18 protein-coding genes are annotated in these 20101 nt (G+C 71.8%); 3 read left to right on the top strand and 15 right to left on the bottom strand.

What is annotated here, in order from left to right; genetic code table 11:
* Positions 1–87: 87 nt before the first annotated feature.
* The 4 genes from OG510_RS24185 to OG510_RS24170 form a co-directional block, all read right to left on the bottom strand.
* Positions 88–984 carry a xanthine dehydrogenase family protein subunit M gene (locus OG510_RS24185; RefSeq protein WP_164266012.1) on the bottom strand — a complete coding sequence of 299 codons (897 nt, stop codon included), beginning with the start codon at positions 982–984 and terminating at the stop codon, positions 88–90.
* 288 nt (positions 985–1272) lie between these two features.
* Positions 1273–2955 carry a beta-N-acetylhexosaminidase gene (locus OG510_RS24180; RefSeq protein ID WP_406139509.1) on the bottom strand — a complete coding sequence of 561 codons (1683 nt, stop codon included), beginning with the start codon at positions 2953–2955 and terminating at the stop codon, positions 1273–1275.
* Between the two features lie 137 nt (positions 2956–3092).
* The gene (locus OG510_RS24175) at positions 3093–3386 is read right to left on the bottom strand and encodes a DUF3039 domain-containing protein (protein WP_164266014.1); all 294 of its coding nucleotides are present in this window, start codon (positions 3384–3386) and stop codon (positions 3093–3095) included.
* 30 nt (positions 3387–3416) lie between these two features.
* On the bottom strand, positions 3417–4073 hold the full coding sequence (locus tag OG510_RS24170; protein WP_406139507.1) for a YqgE/AlgH family protein: 657 nt from the start codon (positions 4071–4073) through the stop codon (positions 3417–3419).
* A 292-nt stretch (positions 4074–4365) separates the two neighbouring features.
* On the opposite strand from OG510_RS24170, the gene murA reads away from it, so the two are divergent.
* Positions 4366–5712: a UDP-N-acetylglucosamine 1-carboxyvinyltransferase gene (gene murA, locus OG510_RS24165; protein ID WP_406139505.1), complete on the top strand. Its 1347-nt coding sequence runs from the start codon at positions 4366–4368 to the stop codon at positions 5710–5712.
* Positions 5713–5821: 109 nt separating this feature from the next.
* On the opposite strand, the gene OG510_RS24160 is transcribed toward murA, so the two are convergent.
* From OG510_RS24160 to OG510_RS24145, 4 genes are read right to left on the bottom strand one after another with little or no spacing between them, the layout of a single operon-like run.
* Positions 5822–6871, bottom strand: coding sequence for an ABC transporter ATP-binding protein (locus tag OG510_RS24160; RefSeq protein ID WP_406139503.1), 1050 nt, complete (start codon positions 6869–6871; stop codon positions 5822–5824).
* On the bottom strand, positions 6868–7695 hold the full coding sequence (locus tag OG510_RS24155) for an ABC transporter permease subunit (RefSeq protein WP_164266018.1): 828 nt from the start codon (positions 7693–7695) through the stop codon (positions 6868–6870). The genes OG510_RS24160 and OG510_RS24155 overlap by 4 nt, the downstream gene beginning before the upstream one ends.
* Complete coding sequence (locus tag OG510_RS24150; protein ID WP_406139501.1) at positions 7683–8579, bottom strand: ABC transporter permease; 897 nt, start codon at positions 8577–8579, stop codon at positions 7683–7685. The genes OG510_RS24155 and OG510_RS24150 overlap by 13 nt, the downstream gene beginning before the upstream one ends.
* 2 nt (positions 8580–8581) lie before the next feature.
* A complete protein-coding gene (locus OG510_RS24145; RefSeq protein ID WP_406139499.1) occupies positions 8582–9724 on the bottom strand; it encodes an ABC transporter substrate-binding protein in 1143 nt (380 codons plus the stop codon).
* A 263-nt stretch (positions 9725–9987) separates the two neighbouring features.
* Between OG510_RS24145 and OG510_RS24140 the strand changes: the two genes are divergently transcribed.
* Positions 9988–10746 carry a GntR family transcriptional regulator gene (locus OG510_RS24140; RefSeq protein ID WP_406139498.1) on the top strand — a complete coding sequence of 253 codons (759 nt, stop codon included), beginning with the start codon at positions 9988–9990 and terminating at the stop codon, positions 10744–10746.
* Positions 10743–11429 (top strand): HAD family hydrolase, encoded by a 687-nt coding sequence (locus OG510_RS24135; protein WP_406139496.1) that lies wholly within the window; start codon positions 10743–10745, stop codon positions 11427–11429. Before OG510_RS24140 ends, OG510_RS24135 begins: the two co-directional genes overlap by 4 nt.
* A 78-nt stretch (positions 11430–11507) precedes the next feature.
* Here OG510_RS24135 and OG510_RS24130 read toward each other — a convergent pair whose 3' ends face one another.
* From OG510_RS24130 to OG510_RS24100, 7 genes are all read right to left on the bottom strand, one after another.
* Entirely contained in the window at positions 11508–11789 is a 282-nt protein-coding gene (locus OG510_RS24130; protein WP_003968811.1) for an HU family DNA-binding protein, read from the bottom strand.
* A gap of 301 nt (positions 11790–12090) precedes the next feature.
* Positions 12091–13524 carry an NAD-dependent malic enzyme gene (locus tag OG510_RS24125; RefSeq protein WP_406139494.1) on the bottom strand — a complete coding sequence of 478 codons (1434 nt, stop codon included), beginning with the start codon at positions 13522–13524 and terminating at the stop codon, positions 12091–12093.
* A gap of 463 nt (positions 13525–13987) precedes the next feature.
* Positions 13988–16420, bottom strand: a complete 2433-nt coding sequence (locus tag OG510_RS24120; protein WP_406139493.1) for a HelD family protein — start codon at positions 16418–16420, stop codon at positions 13988–13990.
* Between the two features lie 153 nt (positions 16421–16573).
* The gene (locus OG510_RS24115) at positions 16574–17155 is read right to left on the bottom strand and encodes a CGNR zinc finger domain-containing protein (protein ID WP_406139491.1); all 582 of its coding nucleotides are present in this window, start codon (positions 17153–17155) and stop codon (positions 16574–16576) included.
* A gap of 155 nt (positions 17156–17310) precedes the next feature.
* Positions 17311–17850, bottom strand: a complete 540-nt coding sequence (locus OG510_RS24110) for a GNAT family N-acetyltransferase (protein WP_406139489.1) — start codon at positions 17848–17850, stop codon at positions 17311–17313.
* Positions 17851–17901: 51 nt separating this feature from the next.
* Positions 17902–19053: a uroporphyrinogen-III synthase gene (locus OG510_RS24105; RefSeq protein ID WP_406139487.1), complete on the bottom strand. Its 1152-nt coding sequence runs from the start codon at positions 19051–19053 to the stop codon at positions 17902–17904.
* Between the two features lie 130 nt (positions 19054–19183).
* Complete coding sequence (locus tag OG510_RS24100; RefSeq protein ID WP_406139485.1) at positions 19184–20080, bottom strand: hypothetical protein; 897 nt, start codon at positions 20078–20080, stop codon at positions 19184–19186.
* Positions 20081–20101 lie beyond the last annotated feature (21 nt).

The raw sequence follows: 20101 nt of genomic DNA, 5'->3' as shown, positions 1-20101 counted from the left end.
CCGGGAGCTGCACGAACGCGGTGGCCTCCGCGTCGTACTCACCGCCCTGCGGGACCGGCTGCCAGCCGCCCCGGTCGTCGTTGGTGCTCACGAGAGTGCCCTCCCCAGTGCTCGCCGGGCCAGTGCGGCGACGGTCCGCCGCAAGTGCAGTACGGCCGGGGGCAGCGGCTGTGCCTCGCCCCCTTCGGGCGGCGGTGCCGCGTCGGGGATACAGGCGGCGGCGACGTACTCGCCGAAGGCGGTGAGCGCCTCCTGCGCCAGCCCGCGCTCCCCGTCCCAGTCGATGAGCGAGGCGATCCACTGCTCGGCCTCCATCGGCCGCAGCGGCATCGGCGCGACGGCTCCCACCGCGCAGCGCACCCCGCGCCTGGCCGGGTCGAGGACCACGGCGACCGACGCGGTGGCGCGGCCGGGGCCGGTACGCCCGGTGGCCTTGAGGAAGACCTGGGGCGCGTGCAGCAGCGGTACCCGTACGAAGCCCACGAGTTCGGCGGGCTGGAGCATGTCCCGGCCCGCGAGCAGATGCGACACCGGGGTCTCACGGCGGGCGCCGCCAGGACCCGCGACGACCAGGGTGGCCTCCAGCGCGGCCAGCACGGGCAGCGCGTCGCCGGTCGGTGCGGAGGTGACGATGTTGCCCCCGAGGGTCCCCGCGTTACGGATCTGCGGCGGGCCCGCGGCGCGCGCGGCTGCGGCCAGCGCGGGGATGAGCGCGGCGAAGTCGGGCCGTCCCATCCGGGCATGGGTGAGGCCGGCGCCGAGCAGCGCGTGGCCGTCCTGGTAGTGCCAGCCGCGGATCTCGCTGATCCTGCCGAGTCCGACGAGTCCCGTGGGCCGCAGCAGCCCCGAGTTCACGGCCGCCATCAGATCGGTGCCGCCCGCGACGGGGACGGCGGCAGGCATGGCCGTCAGCGCCGCCACAGCCTCGTCGAGCGACGGCGGCAGCGTCACGGACTGCGCCGCCTGCGGTGCGTGCGTGGTCAACCCAGCTGCCCCTTCCCGGTGTCCCGGTGTCCCGGCTGTCCCGCCTGTTGCGCCGTACGGTACGTGCTCAGAGCCCGGACGTGGCAACTCTGGCACATCTTCCGCACTGCCCGACGGGAGGGTCCGCGAAGGGCAGATCCATCCCTTCCCAGACCGAACGTCCGCATTCACGCGACATTGCCGTGAAGTGCCGATTACCGCTCTTCTGCACCCGTTGCCTGAGTTGTTCGACCCGGCGGTCCATGGTTGCGGAGCGCCCGGAGCCCGGTACACACCTTGCCCGCACGCTCACACGTTTGGGGGCGCCCCCTCGATCGGGCGTCCGAGCGCCGCGGGCGCGAGACCGCCGGGAGCGGGCCGCTGCTGCGAGGGCAACGGGCCGCCGGGCGGCCGGTACTGGACACCGAGCGCGTCAAGTCGGGCGTAGTGCGCGGTCATCCGCCGGCCGAATCCGTCGAAGTCGCGGGCCGCCGGTTCCGGCAGTGCCGACCAGGCGACCTCGGCGAAGGCGGCGAGCCTGGGGAACACCTGGTAGTCCACCCGGCTCTGGTTCTCCATCACCTCGGTCCAGACGTTGGCCTGGGTGCCGAGTACATGGGCGGCGCCCTCGGGGCTCAGCTGCGGCGGTACGGGCTCGAAGCGGTAGACGTCCTCCAGGGTGCGGACGTAACCGATGGGCATCGGCTCGTCGTCGCCGCCGTCCTGCCGGTGGTCCAGATACACCTGCTGCTCGGGGCACATGACGACGTCGTGGCCCGCCTCGGCCGCGGCGATCCCGGCCGCGTAACCGCGCCAGGAGGAGACGGCAGCGCCGGGCGCGAGTCCGCCTTCCAGGATTTCGTCCCAGCCGATGAGACGCCGGCCGCGCTCGGCCAGCCACCGGTCGAAGTGCAGGATGAACCAGGACTGGAGTTCGTCCTCGTTGCCGAGTCCCAGTCCTTCGATGTTCGCCTGCGCGGCCGCGGACTCCTTCCACTGGTCCTTGGGGCACTCGTCGCCGCCGAGGTGGATGAAGGCCGAGGGGAAGAGGTCCAGGACCTCCTCCAGTACTCCTTCGTAGAAGCGCAGCGAACTCTCCGTCGGGGTGAGCACATTGGGGTTGACGCCCCAGGTGTCCCAGACGGTGAGGGCGGCCGTGTCGATGACGTCGGTGTTGCCCAGCTCCGGATAGGCGGCGATGGCGGCCTGCGAGTGGCCCGGGATGTCGATCTCGGGGACGACGGTGATGTGCCGCTCCGCCGCGTACGCGACGATCTCGCGGATGTCGTCCTGGGTGTAGTAACCGCCGTGCGGCTTCTCGTCCCAGAGCGGTGACGCGCGGTGCCCCCACTTCGTACGGGAGCGCCAGGCGCCGACCTCCGTCAGCCGCGGGTAGCGCTTGATCTCGATGCGCCAGCCCTGGTCGTCGGTGAGGTGGAAGTGGAAGACGTTGAGCTTGTGGGCGGCGAGGAGGTCGATATAGCGCAGTACGCCGTCCTTGGGCATGAAGTGCCGTGCCACATCGAGCATCATGCCGCGCCAGCCGAAGCGGGGGCTGTCCTCGATGGCGCAGCCGGGGATCCGCCACGGGGCACCCGGCCGCAGCGGGGCCCGGCGGAAGGCGTCGGGGCCGAGCAGCTGACGGAGTGTCTGCGCACCCCAGAAGAGACCGGCCGCGCTGCGGCCGTCGAGGCGGACACCGCCGCTGTCGACGGTGAGCGTGTACGCCTCGGGGCTGCCGCCCGGTGCGCCCGACGCGAGCGCGGGATCGATCCGCAGCCGGACGGCCCCGCCCGAACCGGCACCCTCCACCGCATCAGCACCAGCACCGGCCCCCAGTGGCAGTCCGGTCGCGTCGCCGAGCACCTGCCGCAGCCACCGGGCGACCCCCTCGGTGCCGGGTCCGGCGTCGATGACCGTGCCGGCGTCCAGGGTGAACGCGCCGCCGTTCTGCGTGTCCTGTGCGCCGAGGGGCGCGGGAATCAGATCCATGCGCCCATCCTGCCGGACCTACCGGCCAGTGGCATAGACCAATTCACCGGGATAGGGCGGAGGAGCGGCCCGCCTCCCCGGGGAGGCCGCGGCCGCGCCGTACGCCTGCGGTGGGACGGGCGGGGTGGTACGGGGCGCTACTTCTTGCCGCCGTCCTTGCCGCCCTTGTCCTTGTCGCCACCGGCGCCCATGGACTCGTAGATCTCCTTGCACATGGGGCAGACCGGATACTTCTTCGGGTCGCGGCCCGGCACCCAGACCTTGCCGCAGAGTGCGACAACAGGCGTGCCTTCCAGCGCGCTCGCCATGATCTTGTCCTTCTGGACATAGTGGGCGAAGCGCTCGTGGTCGCCGTCGCCGTTCGACACCTGGGGCGTCGGTTCTACGAGGGTCCCCGTACCTGCCCCGCGCTCGGGCTCAAGAGTGCTCATGAGGGCCAAGGGTACTGACTCATTCCGCCTTCAGTTCAGCGAAGGGTCGTCCGGATAGGTGGCGATCATCGCCAGACCGCTCCGCTGGCGCCTCAGCACCGACCGCCACAGCCCCTCCGGGTCGGGCGACGACACATCGCCGGGCTCCGAATCGACCACGTACCAGGCCCCCGCCGTCACCTCGGCGGCCAGCTGTCCCGGGCCCCAGCCCGCGTAACCGGCGAAGATCCGCAGCGAGCCGAGCGCCGCCGCGAGCAGCTCGGGCGGGGTCTCCAGATCGACCAGGCCGATCGCGCCGTACACCCGCCGCCAGCCGATGGGGTCGTTACGGTCCGCGCGGCGCCGCAGCCCGGTGGCCGCGTCGCCCCACGGCCTGCGCCGGGGGGTGGGCTCGTCGATGCCGGAGAGCTCGGTCGCCTTGCCGCCGCCGGGGATCACCGCGATACCGAGCGCCGAGTCCAGCGAGACCGGGCCGCCCTGGAAGACGACGCCCGGCTCCCCGGTGAGCTGCTCCCAGCCCGCCAGAATGTCACCGACGCCTACCGGGGTCGGGCGGTTCAGCACCACCCCGAGCGAGCCCTCCCCGTCATGGTCGAGGACGAGCACCACGGCACGGTCGAAATTCGGGTCCGCCAGGGCGGGGGTGGCCACGAGCAGCCGCCCTGTGAGCGAGGACACCTCCGTCATGGGACACATGATCCCGCACATTCGCGCTCCGTGGGGCGCGGGTGCCGGGAGCGCGCATCCGGCGCAGCTCAGCGCGGGAGAAGCACGGGAGGAGCGGGCTCCCGCGGGCGGCGGAGGCGGCTGCGCGCGGGACCGGTGGCGGCGGCGCGCCGTGACAGATCCCGTACGGAGCGTGTTGTAGCGAAGTCATGACGCACCACAGCCCCCCTTTGCCTTACGGAAAGGGGGTGTTCGCCCCTTACTCTGTGAGACTGCCCCTCTGTCCACCCCCCTCCACCGGAACGCGAGATTCATGACCGGCACTGGCACCGACGATGTCCTGCTCGTCCACGGCGGCAACCCGCTCGAGGGCGAGATCCGCGTTCGCGGCGCGAAGAACCTCGTGCCCAAGGCGATGGTCGCCGCCCTGCTGGGCAGCGGTCCGAGCAGACTGCGCAATGTGCCCGACATCCGGGACGTACGCGTCGTACGCGGGCTGCTCCAGCTGCACGGTGTGACCGTCCTCCCCGGTGAGGAACCGGGCGAGCTGATCCTCGACCCGTCGCACGTCGAGAGCGCCAACGTCGCGGACATCGACGCCCACGCGGGCTCGTCGCGCATCCCGATCCTCTTCTGCGGCCCGCTGCTGCACCGGCTGGGTCACGCGTTCATCCCCGGTCTCGGCGGCTGCGACATCGGCGGCCGGCCGATCGACTTCCACTTCGAGGTGCTGCGCCAGTTCGGCGCGACGATCGAGAAGCGGGCGGACGGCCAGTATCTGGAGGCCCCGCAGCGGCTGCGCGGCTGCAAGATCCGGCTGCCGTACCCGTCGGTCGGCTCGACCGAGCAGGTGCTGCTGACGGCCGTGCTCGCCGAGGGCGTCACCGAGCTGTCGAACGCGGCCGTCGAGCCGGAGATCGAGGACCTCATCTGCGTACTGCAGAAGATGGGCGCGATCATCTCGATGGACACCGACCGGACGATCCGGATCACCGGTGTCGACCAGCTAGGCGGCTACAACCACCGGGCACTCCCGGACCGTCTGGAGGCCGCGTCCTGGGCGTCGGCCGCGCTGGCGACCGAGGGCAACATCTATGTGCGCGGCGCCCAGCAGCGCTCGATGATGACCTTCCTCAACACCTTCCGCCGGGTCGGCGGCGCCTTCGAGATCGACGACGAGGGCATCCGCTTCTGGCACCCGGGCGGCCCGCTCAACGCCATCGCCCTGGAGACGGACGTCCACCCCGGCTTCCAGACCGACTGGCAGCAGCCGCTGGTGGTGGCGCTGACGCAGGCGAGCGGCCTGTCCATCGTCCACGAGACGGTGTACGAGTCCCGGCTCGGCTTCACGTCCGCGCTGAACCAGATGGGCGCGCACATCCAGCTCTACCGCGAGTGCCTGGGCGGCTCGGACTGCCGCTTCGGCCAGCGCAACTTCCTGCACTCGGCGGTCGTCAGCGGCCCCACCAAGCTGCAGGGCGCCGACCTGGTCATCCCCGACCTGCGCGGCGGCTTCTCGTACCTGATCGCGGCACTGGCGGCCCAGGGCACGTCCCGGGTGCACGGCATCGACCTGATCAACCGCGGCTACGAGAACTTCCTGGACAAGCTGATCGAACTGGGCGCGAAGGTGGAACTGCCGGGAGCGGCACTGGTCTGAGCGCGGGGGCACAATCAGCCCGTCCGGCGCTTGAGGACGAGCGCGCCGAAGGCTGCGCGATACGAACCCGCACCCTTCGGCGCCGCCCACACCCAGCACCACCCACCCGTCACCGCTCAGCCACAAGCACCGGATTCTCGTGCGGCGACAGCGTGCACCGGGCCCCCACCGTGAGCTTCCCGGCCTCCCAGCTGGGCAGATCGGCCTTGAGCGCGAGCCCACCGTCCGTGGTGAGGTGCAGCCGCGTGGTGGGCCCGAGGAAGGTCGCCACCCGCACGGTCGCCCCGGTCCCCCCGTCCGCGTCCGCCGCGCCCACCGCGAGCCCCTCGGGCCGCAGCAGGACGTCGACCTCACGGCCGGCGGCCGGCGCGTCCCCGTGGATGGGGAGCCGGCGCCCGAAGAGCTCCACCACTCCCCCGTCGCGGACCGTGCCGGGCAGCCGGTTCATCGTGCCCACGAACTCGGCCACGAACGGCGTCGCCGGACGTTCGTACAGCTCGGAAGGCGCCGCGCACTGCTCGAGCCTGCCGTCCTTCATCACGGCGACGCGGTCCGCCATGGACAGCGCCTCCTCCTGGTCGTGCGTGACGAAGACCGTGGTGATGGCCAGCTCAAGCTGGATACGGCGGATCTCCTCGCGCAGCGTGAGCCGCACCTTGGCGTCGAGCGCCGACAGCGGCTCGTCGAGGAGCAGCACCTTCGGCTGGACGGCGAGCGCGCGGGCCAGTGCCACGCGCTGCTGCTGGCCGCCGGAGAGCTGGTGCGGGTAGTGGTCCCCGCGGCCGGGGAGGCCGACCAGGTCGAGGAGTTCGGCGGAGCGGGCCCGCCGCTCGGCAGCGGCCTTCCCCCGCACCCGCAGCCCGTACGCCACGTTCTCGGCGGCTGTCATGTTCGGGAAGAGGCTGTACGACTGGAAGACCATGCCGATGTCGCGCCGGTGGGCGGGGACGGCGGTGACGTCCTTCCCGTCCATCAGCAGCTCGCCGCTGTCCGCGGATTCGAAGCCCGCGATGATGCGCAGCGCGGTGGTCTTCCCGCACCCGGAAGGGCCGAGGAGCGCGACCAGTTCGCCGGGCCCGATGTCCAGGTCGAGACCGGCGAGCGCCACCGTGGGGCCGAAGTCCCTCCGCAGGTTCCTGAGTTGGACGGGGACGCTCATGCTGTGGCCTTCCTTCGGTTGCGGCCGCCGGCCAGGGTGGTGAGGAGGAGCAGCAGCCCCCAGCTGATCAGCAGGCTCAGCATCGCGGCGGCGACGGAGAGCTGGGCCTCGCTGTCGCCGACCTGCACCATCCAGACGGCGAACGGTGCGAAGCCGAGCACGGAGGCGACGGTGTACTCGCCGAGCACCATGGCCAGGCTGAGCACGGCCCCGCCGATCACCGCGGAGCGCAGGTTCGGTACGACGACCCGCAGCAGGGTCTGGGTGCGCGACGCGCCCAGGCTCCGGGACGCCTCGACGAGCGTACGGAGATCGACCGCGCGCAGCCCCGCGTCCAGCGAGCGGAACAGGAACGGCAGCGACATCACCGTGTAGACCAGCACGAGGATCAGCGGGAAGTCCTTGTTCTGCAGGGCCTGGAAGGTCCCGTAGAGCGGGGTCGTGGACAGGTCCTGCTGCCAGGACAGGACGGTGCTGACGCCGGCGACCAGCGCGATCGGCGGCACCACGAGCGGCATCATCGAGAGGATCTCGACCGTGCGCCGCAGCCCGGGGAAGTACAGGGCGACCGCGACCGTCGTGGGCACCATCAGGGCGAGCCCGAGGACGACGGTGGCGAGCCCGAGCCCCAGCGAGAGCAGCAGGCTGCTGGTCATCCCGTCGGAGCCGAGGCCCTTGGTGTACGGGTCGAAGCTGATCCCGTCGGCGTTGTCGACCGTGAACCAGAGCGAGGCCACGACCGGCACCAGGAAGTAGAGCGCGGCCAGCACGAGCACCGGTCCGCGGGTGCGCCCGGCCGTGCCTGCTGTCGTCATCCGAGCCATCGGGCACTCCGTCGCTGCAGCGGGATCTGTACGGCCATCACGAGCAGCGCGATCACGACCATGTTGAGGCTCATGGCGAGCGCCAGGTTCTCCTGCCCGGCCAGCACGTTGCCGTTGAGGGCGTTGGAGATCTGGAGGGTGATCAGCGGCACCGAACTCCCGGTCATCACCGCCGCGGTGGCCTGCGAGGCGAAGGCGGTGCCGAACATGAGGACCGCGCCGCCGAGCAGCGAGGGCGTCAGCACCGGGATGCCGATGTGCAGCCAGAACTGCCGACGGGTGGCTCCGCAGGACGCGGCGGCCTCCTGCCACTGGGTGCGCAGCCCGTCGAGCGCGGGCAGCACGGTGACCACCATCAGCGGGATCATGAAGTAGAGGTAGGCGAGCACCAGGCCGGTGAAGCTGTAGAGGCTGAAGCCGGTGGAGTGCAGCGACAGCAGCCTGGTGAGCGTGCCGGTGGTGCCGAGGGTGGCGATGAAGGCGAAGGCGAGCGGCGCGCCGCTGAAGTTGGCGAAGACGCCGGAGGCCGCGACGACGGCCTTGCGCAGGGCCGGGCGCTTCGACGTGGCGACGGCCTGGGCGATCAGCGCGCCGAAGAGGGTGGCCAGCAGGGCGCTGACGACGGAGAGTTCGACGCTTCCGGTGAGCCCGGTCGCGTAGGCCCCGGAGAGCGAGTTGCTGACGTTGTCGGTGCCGAAGTGCGCCGCGCCGCTCGCGTCGGTGACCATGAAGGCGTTGTACGCCATGGTGCCCGCGGGCAGGCCGAAGCAGAGGGCGAGGAAGACGAAGTACGGGAGGACGGCGGGCCAGCGGTGGCGGCCCCGGCGGCGTACGGCCGGTTTCGCCCCGGCGGCGACCGCCGTACCAACGGCTTGGTCGGCCATCGTCAGCTGACCGCCTTGGCCCAGCCCTGGACGACGGCTTCCTTGGCCTTGGCCTCCTGGGCGGGGCTCGCGGTCTTCGCGGTGCCCTCCACGCGCGGAAGGGCCTTGGCGGCCTTGTCGGCGGTGCCGTTCTTCTCCATCACGTCGAGCAGCGCGGGGCGGGAGAAGCCGCGCAGCCAGATGTTCTGGCCCTCGGTGCTGTAGAGGAACTCCAGCCACAGCCGGGCGGCCGCCGGGTGCGGGGCGTACTTGTTGACGCCCTGGTTGTAGTAGTTGGAGTACGCGGCGTCGGACGGGGCGGTGACCTGCCAGTCGACGCCCTTGGCCTTCAGCTTGGCCGCGTAACCGAGGTTGAGGTAGTCCCAGTCGATCGAGATGGGCGTCTCGCCCTTCTGGATGGTGGCGAGGGTCGACTCGGCGGGGACGTAATTGCCCTTCTTCTTCAGCTCCTTGAAGAAGTCGAGGCCGGGCTGTACGTCGTCGAGGGAGCCGCCGTTGGCCAGCGAGGCGGCGAAGACGGCGGCCAGCGCCGAACTGGACTCGCCCGGGTTGCCGTTCAGGGCGACCTTGTCCTTGTACTCGGGCTTCAGCAGGTCCTTGAAGGTCTTCGGGCAGTGCGTGACGGCCTTGGCGTCGCAGCCGATCGAGATATAGCCGCCGTAGTTGTTCAGATACGAGCCGTCGGCCTGCTTCTGGGCCGCGGGTATGCCGTTCCAGCCGGTGACCTTGTACGGGGCGAGCAGCTTCTGCGCCTTGGCCTGCTGCATGTACGCGGTGCCGAGGTCGAGCGCGTCGACGGCCCGGTCCTGGCCCTTGCGCTTGGCCGCCGCGTTGAGGGCCTGCTGGCTGCTGCCGCCCGGGTTCTCGTTGTTGACCTTGATGCCGTACTTCTTCTCGAAGGCCGAGATCATCTCGCCGTAGTTGGCCCAGTCGGGCGCCAGCGCGTAGACGTTGAGCGTGCCTTCCTTCTTGGCCTCCTTGGCGAGGGCCGCCATCCCGCCGAGGTCCGCCGCCGATTCCGCCTTCGCCGCCTTGCTGTCCGCGGCGTCGGCGGTGGGGGCGGCCCCGCAGCCACTGGCCACCGCCGCGGTGGCGAGCACGGCTGCCGCGATGCCTGCGAAGCGGGCCGGTCGGGATGGGTTCACGTTGTACTCCTGCGATTCAAGGCCAGCCACTTGTCTGGACAAGCCATCAGTCAGTAAGCCTGGGCAAGCTAACAGCAAGACGACCGTCAAACAACCCCGAACGATCCTAAAAACCGCAGGTCAGAAGCGTTATCGAAAGTTTGGTTTAAGATCTCGCGGATCGGTGAGACACATACATCGACCCTCCGTGGGATGCATGACGGTGTGCACAGATGACATGATCAGCCGTCGCCCGGAACACCGGGCCCACCAGGAGGAGTGACGTGACCCGACGGCATCAGGAGATTGCCGAGACTCTCCGCCGTGACCTCGCGGAAGGCCGGTTTCCGGTCGGTTCGGCGCTGCCGTCGGAGACCGAACTCGCGGCCGTGCACGGCGTTTCGCGCGGCACCGTCCGCCAGGCCCTGGCGACGCTGCTCGCCGAGGGGCTGCTCGGGTCACGGCAGGGCACGCGCCACACTGTGCTGAGCACCACACCCAGTCAGAGCTTCACCGAACTGCGCAGTTTCGCGCAGTGGGCGCGGGCCGGCGGGCACCTCCCCGGCGGGCTCGTCCTGGACTCCGTACGCGCGGGTGCGAGCGCCGAGGAGGCCGCGCTGCTCCAACTGGCACCGGGCGACGCCGTGCTGCGTGTCCTGCGGCTGCGCACCCTGGACGGCGACCCGGTCCTGCTGGAGCGCACGGTGTACGCGGGCTGGACCGCCGACGCCGTCGAGGCGCTGCCCGCCGGCTGCGAGTCCGTCACGCAGCGGCTCCTCGACGACACCGGGCTGGTCTTCGCGCACGGCGAGCACCATCTGGACGCCGTGGCCGCCGGCACCGTCGACGCCCGTGAACTGCGGGTACGGCGCGGCAGCCCGCTGCTGCGGGTGCGGCGCACCACGCTCACCGCCGACGGACGGCCCGTCGAGACCTCGGACGACCGCTACCGCCCCGGCTCGGTCGTCTTCACCGTACGCAACTCCATACAGGCCAACCCCCTGGCCCGTACCGCACCGGAACAGAAAAGCGAGCCCTCATGACGCTCCCCGCGGCGCTGCTGTGCGACATGGACGGCACCCTCGTCGACACCGAGCACGCCTGGCTGCAGACCGTCGCCCGGCTGCTCAGCGCCGAGGGTGTCCCCGCGGGGCCCGCCGTCGTGGCGGCCTACGCCGGGGCCGCGGTGGCCGACGCGGCGGAACGCGCGGTCCACGAGCACGGCGTCGGACTGACGGTGGCCGATGCCGCGGCCCGCCTCGACCGGGACTTCACGGCGGGCGTGGCCTCCGGGGTCACCGTCCAGCCGGGCGCCCTGCGCCTGCTCGACCAGGCGGCCGCGCTGGGCATCGCGGTGGCCCTGGTGACCGCTTCGGAGCGGCATGTGGCGGACATGGTGCTCGGCACGCTCGGCGCGCACCGGTTCGCCGCGTCCGTGGCCTCGGGCGAATCGGCGCGCGGAAAGCCCCATCCGGACCCGTATCTGGCGGCGGCGGCCGCGCTGGGCGCCGATCCGGCGCGCTGTCTGGCCGTGGAGGACACCCCGACCGGGGCCGCTGCGGCGCTGGCGGCGGGGTGCCGTCTGCTGGCGGTCCCCACGGTCCCTGGCATCGCCGCGGGGCCGCGTACCACCGTCGTCGCGTCCCTGACGGCCGTGGACCTGCTGACGTTCCGGGAGAACGGCGGCCAGGGCCACAGCGCGGCCACCGGGGCCGGACAGGTCTGAGAACGCCGCCCGGACATGCCGGAGGGCGGCCCGCCCTGACCGGGTGGCCGCCCTCCGTCACGTGCTTTGCGCTCGGGGTTACTTGCCCTTCGCGGCTTCCTTGAGCTTCGAGCCCGCGGAGACCTTCACGCTGTAGCCGGCGGGGATGTTGATCGGGTCGCCGGTCTGCGGGTTACGCGCGGTGCGAGCGGCACGGTGGGTGCGCTCGAAGGTCAGGAAGCCGGGGATGGTGACCTTCTCGTCGCCCTTGGCGACGATCTCGCCGACCGTCTCGGCGAGAGCGGCCAGAACGGCGTCGGCGTCCTTACGAGTCACCTCGGCACGATCGGCCAGGGCGGCCACCAGCTCACTGCGGTTCATGTTGTTACTCCCGTGTTCTTCTTGCCTGTAAGGCGTGAGATCGAAGCCGATGCTGCCAGGGCCCTAGGACAGTCCCCGGACCCGGGTCTGACGTCAGACCCTCGCGCCCGAATATGCATCCTGCCCCCACCAACGGCGGGAAAGCCAATCCGGCACTCACCGGAGTCACACGAACGCGTCACTGTCCCGGGACGGTGACGCTCCGTCGACTCCGTGAAACCCGGCTGTGGGCGCCCAGGGGCTCATTTCCCGCCACCCTAAAGGGGCGTTTGGGGCCGCGAGTCCCGCGACGCGCCGAGCGTCAGGCGGACGTGGGCGTCGAAACCGTCACACCGGCGGCCTTCGCGGCCGACCTGACCGCTCCCGCGACCGCCCCGGCGACCTTGTCGTTGAAGACCGACGGGATGATGTAGTTCGCGTTGAGCTCGTCCGCGCCGACGACATCGGCGAGCGCGCCGGCGGCGGCCAGCATCATCTCCGTGTTGACGGTACGGGACTGGGCGTCGAGCAGACCGCGGAAGACACCGGGGAAGACCAGCACGTTGTTGATCTGGTTCGGGAAGTCCGACCGGCCGGTGGCCACAACTGCCGCCGTCTGACGGGCGATCGCCGGGTCGACCTCGGGGTCGGGATTCGCAAGAGCGAACACAATGGCGCCGTCCGCCATGGCCGCGACGTCCTCGCCGTCCAGCACGTTGGGGGCCGAGACACCGATGAAGATGTCGGCGCCGACCACGGCCTCCTTCAACGTGCCGGTCACACCTTCGGGGTTGGTGTTGTCGGCGATCCAGCGCAGCGGCGACTCGGGCGCGGCGTCGACCAGGTCCGCGCGGCCCGCGTGCACCACACCGTGGATGTCGGCGACGACCGCGTGCTTGACGCCGGCCGCCAGGAGCAGTTTCAGAATGGCCGTACCGGCAGCTCCGGCGCCGGACATGACCACCCGGACCTCGCTGAACTCCTTGTCCACCACGCGCAGTGCGTTGGTCAGCGCGGCGAGCACGACGATCGCGGTGCCGTGCTGGTCGTCGTGGAAGACCGGGATGTCGAGGGCCTCGCGCAGCCGGGCCTCGATCTCGAAGCAGCGGGGCGCCGAGATGTCCTCCAGGTTGATGCCGGCGAAGCCGGGCGCGATGGCCTTGACGATCTCCACGATCGCGTCGGAGTCCTGGGTGTCGAGGCAGAGCGGCCAGGCGTCGATCCCCGCGAAGCGCTTGAAGAGGGCCGCCTTGCCCTCCATGACCGGCAGCGCGGCCTTCGGACCGATGTTGCCGAGACCCAGCACGGCCGAGCCGTCCGTCACCACTGCAACGGAGTTGCGCTTGATGGTGAGCCGGCGGGCGTCCTCCGGGTTGTCCGCGATCGCCATGCAGACGCGGGCCACCCCGGGGGTGTAGATCATCGAGAGGTCGTCACGGTTGCGGATGGGGTGCTTGGACGCCATCTCGATCTTGCCGCCGAGGTGCATCAGGAAGGTACGGTCGGAGACCTTCCCGAGCTCGACCCCCTCGATGCCCTTGAGCTGCTGCACGATCTGGTTGGCGTGGTCGGTGGAGGAGGCGGCGATGGTGACATCGATCCGCAGCTTCTCGTGACCGGAAGCGGTGACGTCGAGGCCGGTGACCGAGCCACCGGAGGACTCCACGGCCGTGGTGAGCTGGCTGACCGCGGTCCCGCTCGCGGGGACCTCCAGACGCGCCGTGATCGAGTACGAGACGCTGGGCGCCGTTGCCATGGCCGACTTCCTTTGCTTTTCCCTGGCTGTTCAGTAAAACGCATCCGATGGTCGCACCTACCAGCCAGTAGCTGGTAATGGGGCCTTCCATTCGGAAAGTGTTTTCCACCATACGAGAAACCACCTGGTCGGGGAACCCCCAGCGGCGAACGGCCGCAGAAAGTTACGCCGACCAGGACGGAAACAGAAAAAGTCCGTACCACCCGAGGGCGGTACGGACTTTCTTCAACTGAGTGACACCGGCCCGCCATGCTCGCCTCGCGGCAAGTGGTCGCTCGAAGCGACGAAGGTTGGGCCCGGGGGCTTGGATCGAGCCGGTGTCACGACCAGGTTAACAAACCACCCGGGAAAGTGATTCCCCTGCGGCGCATTGACTCCGGAACGGTCTTCCGGAACGGTCTTGCGGGACCGCGCCCCCGGCCCGCGCCGTCGACCCGCCGGCCCGCGCCGTCGACCCGCGCCGTCAGTCCCGCAGCAGGTCGGGTACGCCGTCGCCGTCGGGCGCGTCACCGGCCGCGGAGACCACCGTGAGCTGCTGCGTGGCACGGGTCAGCGCCACGTACAGGACCCGCAGCCCGGCCGGTGACTCGTCCGCGATCTCCGCGGGCGACACCACGACCGTCGCGTCGTACTCCAGGCCCTTCGCCTCCAGGCTGCCCAGCGCCACCACCCGGTCCCCCAGCCCGGCCAGCCACCTCCTGGCCTGCTCGCGCCGGTTCATGGCGACCACCACACCGACCGTGCCGTCGACCCGGCCGAGCAGCAGCTCCGCCTCCGCCCGCACCGTGCCCGCCAGGTCACCGCCGGGTACGACGGCGAAGCGCGGCTCGACCCCGGTGGAGCGGACCGCCGACGGCGACTCCATGCCCGGCATGGCCAGCGCCAGCACCTTCGCCGCCAGCTCGGCGATCTCCGCCGGGTTGCGGTAGTTGACGGTCAGGGTGAAGCGGCGGCGCGGGCGGGCGCCGAGCGCCTCGTCGCGGGCCTCCGCCGCCTCGTCCGGGGCCGACCACGACGACTGCGCCGCGTCACCCACGACCGTCCAGGTCGCCTGGCGGCCGCGGCGGCCGACCATCCGCCACTGCATGGGCGTCAGGTCCTGCGCCTCGTCGACGATGACGTGCGCGTACTCGGTGCGCTCCTGCGCCAGCCGCTCGGCCCGCTCCCACTGGGTCTCCTCGCGGTGCGGCATCAGCTCGTCGAGACCGGTGAGCTGGTCCAGTGGGTCGTACTCGCGCTTCTTCCTCGGCCGGTGCGGTGTGCCCAGCAGCGCCTGGAGTTCGTCCAGGAGCGCCACGTCGTGCACCGAGAGCGCCTCGCGCCGCAACGAGCGGGCCAGCCTGCGCACCTCGCCCTGGTTGAGCACCCGGCGGGCCCAGCGGCCGAGCCTGCGCTCGTCGGCCATCGCGGCGAGCACCCCGCGCGGGGTCAGCTCCGGCCACCAGGCGTCCAGGAAGTCGGTGAAGCTGTCCTCGCCCGTCACGTCGTCGTCGAAGGACGAACGCAGCTCGGCGGCCAGTTCGGGGTCGCTCGCGTACGAGGAAGCGCCCCGCGCCCGGCCGCCCGACTTGGCCCACAGCGCGTCGAGCAGCAGCCGCCTGGCGCGCGGGCGCAGCAGGTTGACGGGCGCGGTGCCGCCGAGGACGTTCTGCCGGATACGCCGGAGCTCGTCCGATTCGAGCTCGAGCCGGCCGCCGAAGACGACCACCCGCAGCCGGTCGGGGGTGCCGGGTGACGGTGCGTCCTGCGGCTCCTGCGCGCCCTGCGGATCGTCGGACCGCGGGTCGGGGTCGCCGAAGGACAGCTGCCCGTCGCCCGCGCGGCCGGCTGAATCACCGCGGGTCCGCTGCCGTGCCGGGCGCGGCGCCGGGCTCTCCAGCGCCCCGCGCGCCGCCCTGCGCAGCACCTGGAGCATCCGCGACGAGCCCTTGACGCGGGCCACGGCCGGTTCGTCGTACGCCGTCGCCTCCGCGCCGTCCACCAGCGAGCCGACCGCGCGGATCGCGACCTGGCCCTCCTCGCCGAGCGAGGGCAGCACACCCTCGGTGTACGCCACGAGCAGCGGGGTCGGCGAGACGATCAGGATGCCGCCCGCGTACTTGCGGCGGTCCTGGTAGAGCAGGTACGCGGCACGGTGGAGCGCCACAGCCGTCTTGCCGGTGCCGGGGCCGCCGGAGACCTCGGTGACGGATGCCGCGGGCGCCCGGATCACCAGGTCCTGCTCGGCCTGGATGGACGAGACGATGTCCCGCATGGTGTGGCTGCGGGCCTGGCCGAGCGCGGCCATCAGCGCGCCGTCCCCGATGACGGCCAGCGGGGCGCCGTCCAGCGAAGCGCTCAGCTCGGGGCGCATCAGGTCGTCCTCGACCCCGAGGACCCGGCGGCCCTTGGAGCGGATGACCCGGCGGCGGACGACCCGCCCCGGGTCGACCGGGGTCGACCGGTAGAACGGCGCGGCGGCCGGCGCCCGCCAGTCGATGACCAGCGGCGAGTAGTCGGAGTCCAGGACCCCGATCCGGCCGATGTGCAGGGTCTCGGCGACATCGGCGGTGTCGTCGGGGCGTACGGCGTCGTCGGCCGGCTCGACGGCCGTGTACGCGCCGTCCGGGCCCTTCTTGCCGTCCTTGCCCTGAAGCAGGTCGATACGTCCGAAGAGGAAGTCCTCGAACTCGTTGTTGAGGCGGTTGAGGTGGATACCTGCCCGGAAGACCTGGGCGTCCCGCTCGGCGAGAGCGCCCGGCGTGCCGACCTGGCCGCGCTGGGCGGCGTCGTTCATGAGGAATTCAGCCTCGTGGATCTTCTCCTCGAGGCGTCGGTACACCTGATCGAGGTGCTCCTGCTCGGTGGCGATCTCGCGGTCCCTGACCGAGTCGACAGCGGCGTCCTGCGCGGCCACTGAGGCCCCCTTCTTGCATGCATTGGGCGACCGTCAACCCTATGCGAAGGGGGAGCGTATGTCAGGCGCCGTTCCGTCGGCGTTACGGCCGACGTTCCGTCGGCGTCCCGTCGGTGTTCCTCCGGCGTTCCCCGTGCGTGCGGCGGCTCTCCCTCAGGCGCGGGCCGCGACGGCCGCCCGGCGGCGGTGTCTGGCGACGCGCTCGCGGTTGCCGCACACCTCGCTGGAGCACCAGCGCCGCCGGTGGCCCCGGGAGGTGTCGAGATACAGCCGACGGCAGTTGTCGCCCTCGCACTGGCGCAGCAGCGCGCGGGCGCCCGGGTCGGTGAGCAGTTCGACGGCGTCACGGGCGACGACCGCGAGCAGCGCGTCGCGCTCGGGGGCGGCGGCCAGCTCCCGGACGAGACGGCCGCCCTCACCCCGTACCGCCCGCAGGCCCGGCGGTGCGCCCGCCGCACACGCGTTGACCTCGTCCAGCGCTCTCTCCGCGGGACGGCCCGCGACCTCGGCCCGTATCAACTCGGCCACGTACGCGCGGAGTTCGGTGAAGGCGTGCAGCCAGTCGGCGCCGAGCGCCGGGAGCCGGGTGGCGGCCGGGACGAGCCCGGCGCCGGTCAGCCAGGCGGCGAGCCGCCGCCCGCAGTCGAGTTGTTCAACGGAATCCGTCCCTGTCGCCACCAGGTCCAGGCAGATACGCCCGGAGTCGAACCGCAGCTCGTTCGCGTGCGAACCCATACCTCTTACAGTGCCCGGCCGCATGCCGTGCCGTAACCCCTGCCGCCGGCGCGCTTGGTGCGCACTCGGTCGGTACGTACTCGGTCGATGCGCACTCGGTCGGTACGTACTCGGTCGGTACGTACTCGGTCGGCGCGTACTCGGTCGGCGCGTACTCAGTTGTCGTCGTGCAGGATCCGCTGGAAGAGCCGGTTGTCGCGCCACTCGCCGTTGATGTGCAGATAGCGGGGCGCCACCCCGAAGGACTCGAAGCCGCACTTGGTGAGCACCCGCTGCGAGGCAACGTTGTCGAGGAGCGTGCCGGCCTCGATCCGGTGCAGTCCCAGCTCGTCGCGGGCGATCCGGCAGACCTCTTCGACAGCGGCGGAGGCCACGCCCCGGCCCGTACAGCCGGCATCGACCCAGTAGCCGACGACAGCGCTGCAGAGCGGGCCGCGGATGATGTTGTTGAGGGTGATGGCCCCCACGATCCGCCCGGTCGCGGTCTCCTCCAGCACCCACGGCATCAGCCGGCCTGCGTCCCGCTCGGCCAGCAGGGTCCGAAGGCGCTCCAGCTGGCCGTCGGCCGTGTAGAACGACTCGGGCCTGGCCGGGTCCCAGGGCTCGGTGTGCGCCCGGTTGCGGCAGACGGCGGCGGTGAGGGCTTCGACATCGGAGAGCTCGACCGGGCGGAGCCGGATTCCTTCGGTCATCATCCCGGCACGGTAGCGCCAGGGGCCCGCGGTACGGCCGCCGCCCCCGGCCCGTCAGCCGCCGTCGCCGTGCTCCGCGTCCCCTGCCGGTTCGGCGGCCGGCCGGTAGCCCTCCCCCGCGACCGTCCGCACCGGACCGGGCACCCCCAGCGCCGTCCGCAGCCGGTCCACCGCCGCGTCCACGCCGTGCTCGCCGGGGTCCGTGCCCGGGAGCGCCGCCAGCAGATCCGCGCGGGACACCACCTCGCCGGGGTCGCGCGCGAGCGCGCGCAGCAGCGCCATCTCCGCCGGGGGTACGGGGTGGAGCACACCGTCCACCAGTACCGCCTGGCCCCGGAGCTGCACCCGGTGGCCCGCGACGGTCAACTCCACCGCGCGGGCGGGTAGTTCCTGGCAGATGACCTGCACGAGCGGCCCGAGCCTGAAGCGCTCCGGCTGAAGGGTGCCGATGCCCTGCGCCTGGAGGGGCAGCGCCGTGACCGGCCCCACGCAGACCGCCGCCACACCGTGCCGGAACGCGGCGATCAGACCGGGCCGCAGCCCGCGCTCCTCCGCACGGGCCAGCAGGGAGGCGGCGGCGGGCGCGCTGGTGAAGGCCAGGGCGTCGACCGATCCGGCGAGCGTCGCGTCGAGCAGCCGGTCGAGCGGGCCGATGTCCTCGGGCGGCAGCCATCGGTACACCGGTACGCCGACCACGTCCGCGCCCGCGTCCCGCAGCGCCGCCACGAATTCGGTCAGCGGCTCGCCGTGGAGCTGCACCGCGATCCGGCGGCCCGCGACGCCCTGCGCGAGCAGCCGGTCGAGCACCTCGGCCATCGACTCGGAGGCGGGCGACCACTTCTCGCGCAGTCCGGCCGCCCGGATCGCACCCTTGACCTTGGGTCCGCGCGCGAGGATCTCCGCCCCGCGCAGCCGCTCGGCCAGCGCGTCGCCGAGGCCCCAGCCACCGGCGGCCTCGATCCAGCCGCGGAAACCGACCGCGGTGGTCGCGATGACGGTGTCCGGCGCGTTCCCGATCAACTCGTCGGTGGCGGTACGGAGTTCGCTGTCGTCCGCGAGCGGCACGATCCGCAGGGCCGGCGCGTGCTGGACGACGGCACCACGCCGCTGGAGCAGCCCGATGAGTTCCTCCGCGCGCCGGGCGGCGGTGACGCCGACGGTGAACCCGGCGAGCGGGCCCTGCTGGGGTGGTGCGGTGTCGTGCATGGTGCGTGAGCCTCCCGGGAGCGCGTACGGCGACGGTAACCGGCCAGGTCACGGCAGAACAAACGACACAGAAGCGGGCGGCGCCGGGGCGGCGGCAGACCCGGGCAGGACGGCGGACGCGCCCTCTGCGTCAGCCCTGCGGCGGCCCGCCGTACGCCGGGGGCGGCCCGAACGACCGGGGGTCGCCCTGCGGTGGCTGGGCATACGGCTGCGGCTGCGGGGCCGGTGGGGCATACGGCTGCGGGGCCGAGGGGGCATACGGCTGCTGGGGCTGCGCGTACGCCTGGGGCTGGGCGCCGTACGGGCCGGGGGTCTGGCCGTTTCCGGCGTACGGGCCGGGGGTCTGACCGTTTCCGGCGTACGGGCCAGGCGGCTGTGCGCCGTACGGCACCGGGCCCGAGGCCCCGTACGGCACCTGCGCCGGGACCCCGTACGGCCCGGCCCCCATCTGACCTCCCTGGTAAGGAAGTTGGCTGCCCGGGGGCAGATAGCGCACCCGGCCCGACTCGTCCGTCAGCGGTACGAAGCCCTGCGACTGCAACAGCGCGGCGAACTTCGCGTGGCGGCTGCGGTTGACGAAGAAGCCGATCACGAAGATCACCATCAGCGCCGCCCAGATGATCGCCGCGATGAGATACGAGAGGGCGTCCCCGCCGGTCCGGTAGCCGAGGATCACGGCGCCGACGGTCGTCCCCAACGCCCCGTACAGCATGCGCTGTTCGGCGTTCTTGCCGGTCAGGTCGAACTTCAGCCGGGCCTTGAGCAGTTCCACCGCGTCCGGCCTGAAGGGCGGGAGCGGCCCGCCCTCCGCGGCCTGCGGATAGTTCGCACGGTTCCACGCGGCGCGCTGCTGGACCTGCGGGTCGAGATCCGGGACGAGCTGCATCTTGAGCACGCTGTTGCGGCCGCCGGTCTGCCGGGCGTCCAGGTAGCGGTAGCCGAACTGCTCCGCGATGAAGGCGAGCCGGGCCAGTTTCCTCACCGACGACATCGGGCTCGTGAGTTCGACGGGCTCCCCGGTCGCCATATGCCTGAACATACGGCGCGT

The sequence above is a fragment of the Streptomyces sp. NBC_01089 genome (genome assembly GCF_045162975.1).
GTDB lineage: Bacteria > Actinomycetota > Actinomycetes > Streptomycetales > Streptomycetaceae > Streptomyces.
This window is presented reverse-complemented; position numbering and strand designations above follow the sequence as displayed.

Excerpts from the sequence above, each read along its gene's own strand:
- OG510_RS24180 (WP_406139509.1), bottom strand. The coding sequence starts at position 2,955 with ATGGATCTGATTCCCGCGCCCCTCGGCGCACAGGACACGCAGAACGGC.
- OG510_RS24175 (WP_164266014.1), bottom strand. The coding sequence starts at position 3,386 with ATGAGCACTCTTGAGCCCGAGCGCGGGGCAGGTACGGGGACCCTCGTA.
- OG510_RS24170 (WP_406139507.1), bottom strand. The coding sequence starts at position 4,073 with ATGACGGAGGTGTCCTCGCTCACAGGGCGGCTGCTCGTGGCCACCCCC.
- murA (WP_406139505.1), top strand. The coding sequence starts at position 4,366 with ATGACCGGCACTGGCACCGACGATGTCCTGCTCGTCCACGGCGGCAAC.
- OG510_RS24160 (WP_406139503.1), bottom strand. The coding sequence starts at position 6,871 with ATGAGCGTCCCCGTCCAACTCAGGAACCTGCGGAGGGACTTCGGCCCC.
- OG510_RS24155 (WP_164266018.1), bottom strand. The coding sequence starts at position 7,695 with ATGGCTCGGATGACGACAGCAGGCACGGCCGGGCGCACCCGCGGACCG.
- OG510_RS24150 (WP_406139501.1), bottom strand. The coding sequence starts at position 8,579 with ATGGCCGACCAAGCCGTTGGTACGGCGGTCGCCGCCGGGGCGAAACCG.
- OG510_RS24135 (WP_406139496.1), top strand. The coding sequence starts at position 10,743 with ATGACGCTCCCCGCGGCGCTGCTGTGCGACATGGACGGCACCCTCGTC.
- OG510_RS24130 (WP_003968811.1), bottom strand. The coding sequence starts at position 11,789 with ATGAACCGCAGTGAGCTGGTGGCCGCCCTGGCCGATCGTGCCGAGGTG.
- OG510_RS24125 (WP_406139494.1), bottom strand. The coding sequence starts at position 13,524 with ATGGCAACGGCGCCCAGCGTCTCGTACTCGATCACGGCGCGTCTGGAG.
- OG510_RS24115 (WP_406139491.1), bottom strand. The coding sequence starts at position 17,155 with ATGGGTTCGCACGCGAACGAGCTGCGGTTCGACTCCGGGCGTATCTGC.
- OG510_RS24110 (WP_406139489.1), bottom strand. The coding sequence starts at position 17,850 with ATGATGACCGAAGGAATCCGGCTCCGCCCGGTCGAGCTCTCCGATGTC.
- OG510_RS24105 (WP_406139487.1), bottom strand. The coding sequence starts at position 19,053 with ATGCACGACACCGCACCACCCCAGCAGGGCCCGCTCGCCGGGTTCACC.
- OG510_RS24100 (WP_406139485.1), bottom strand. The coding sequence starts at position 20,080 with ATGGCGACCGGGGAGCCCGTCGAACTCACGAGCCCGATGTCGTCGGTG.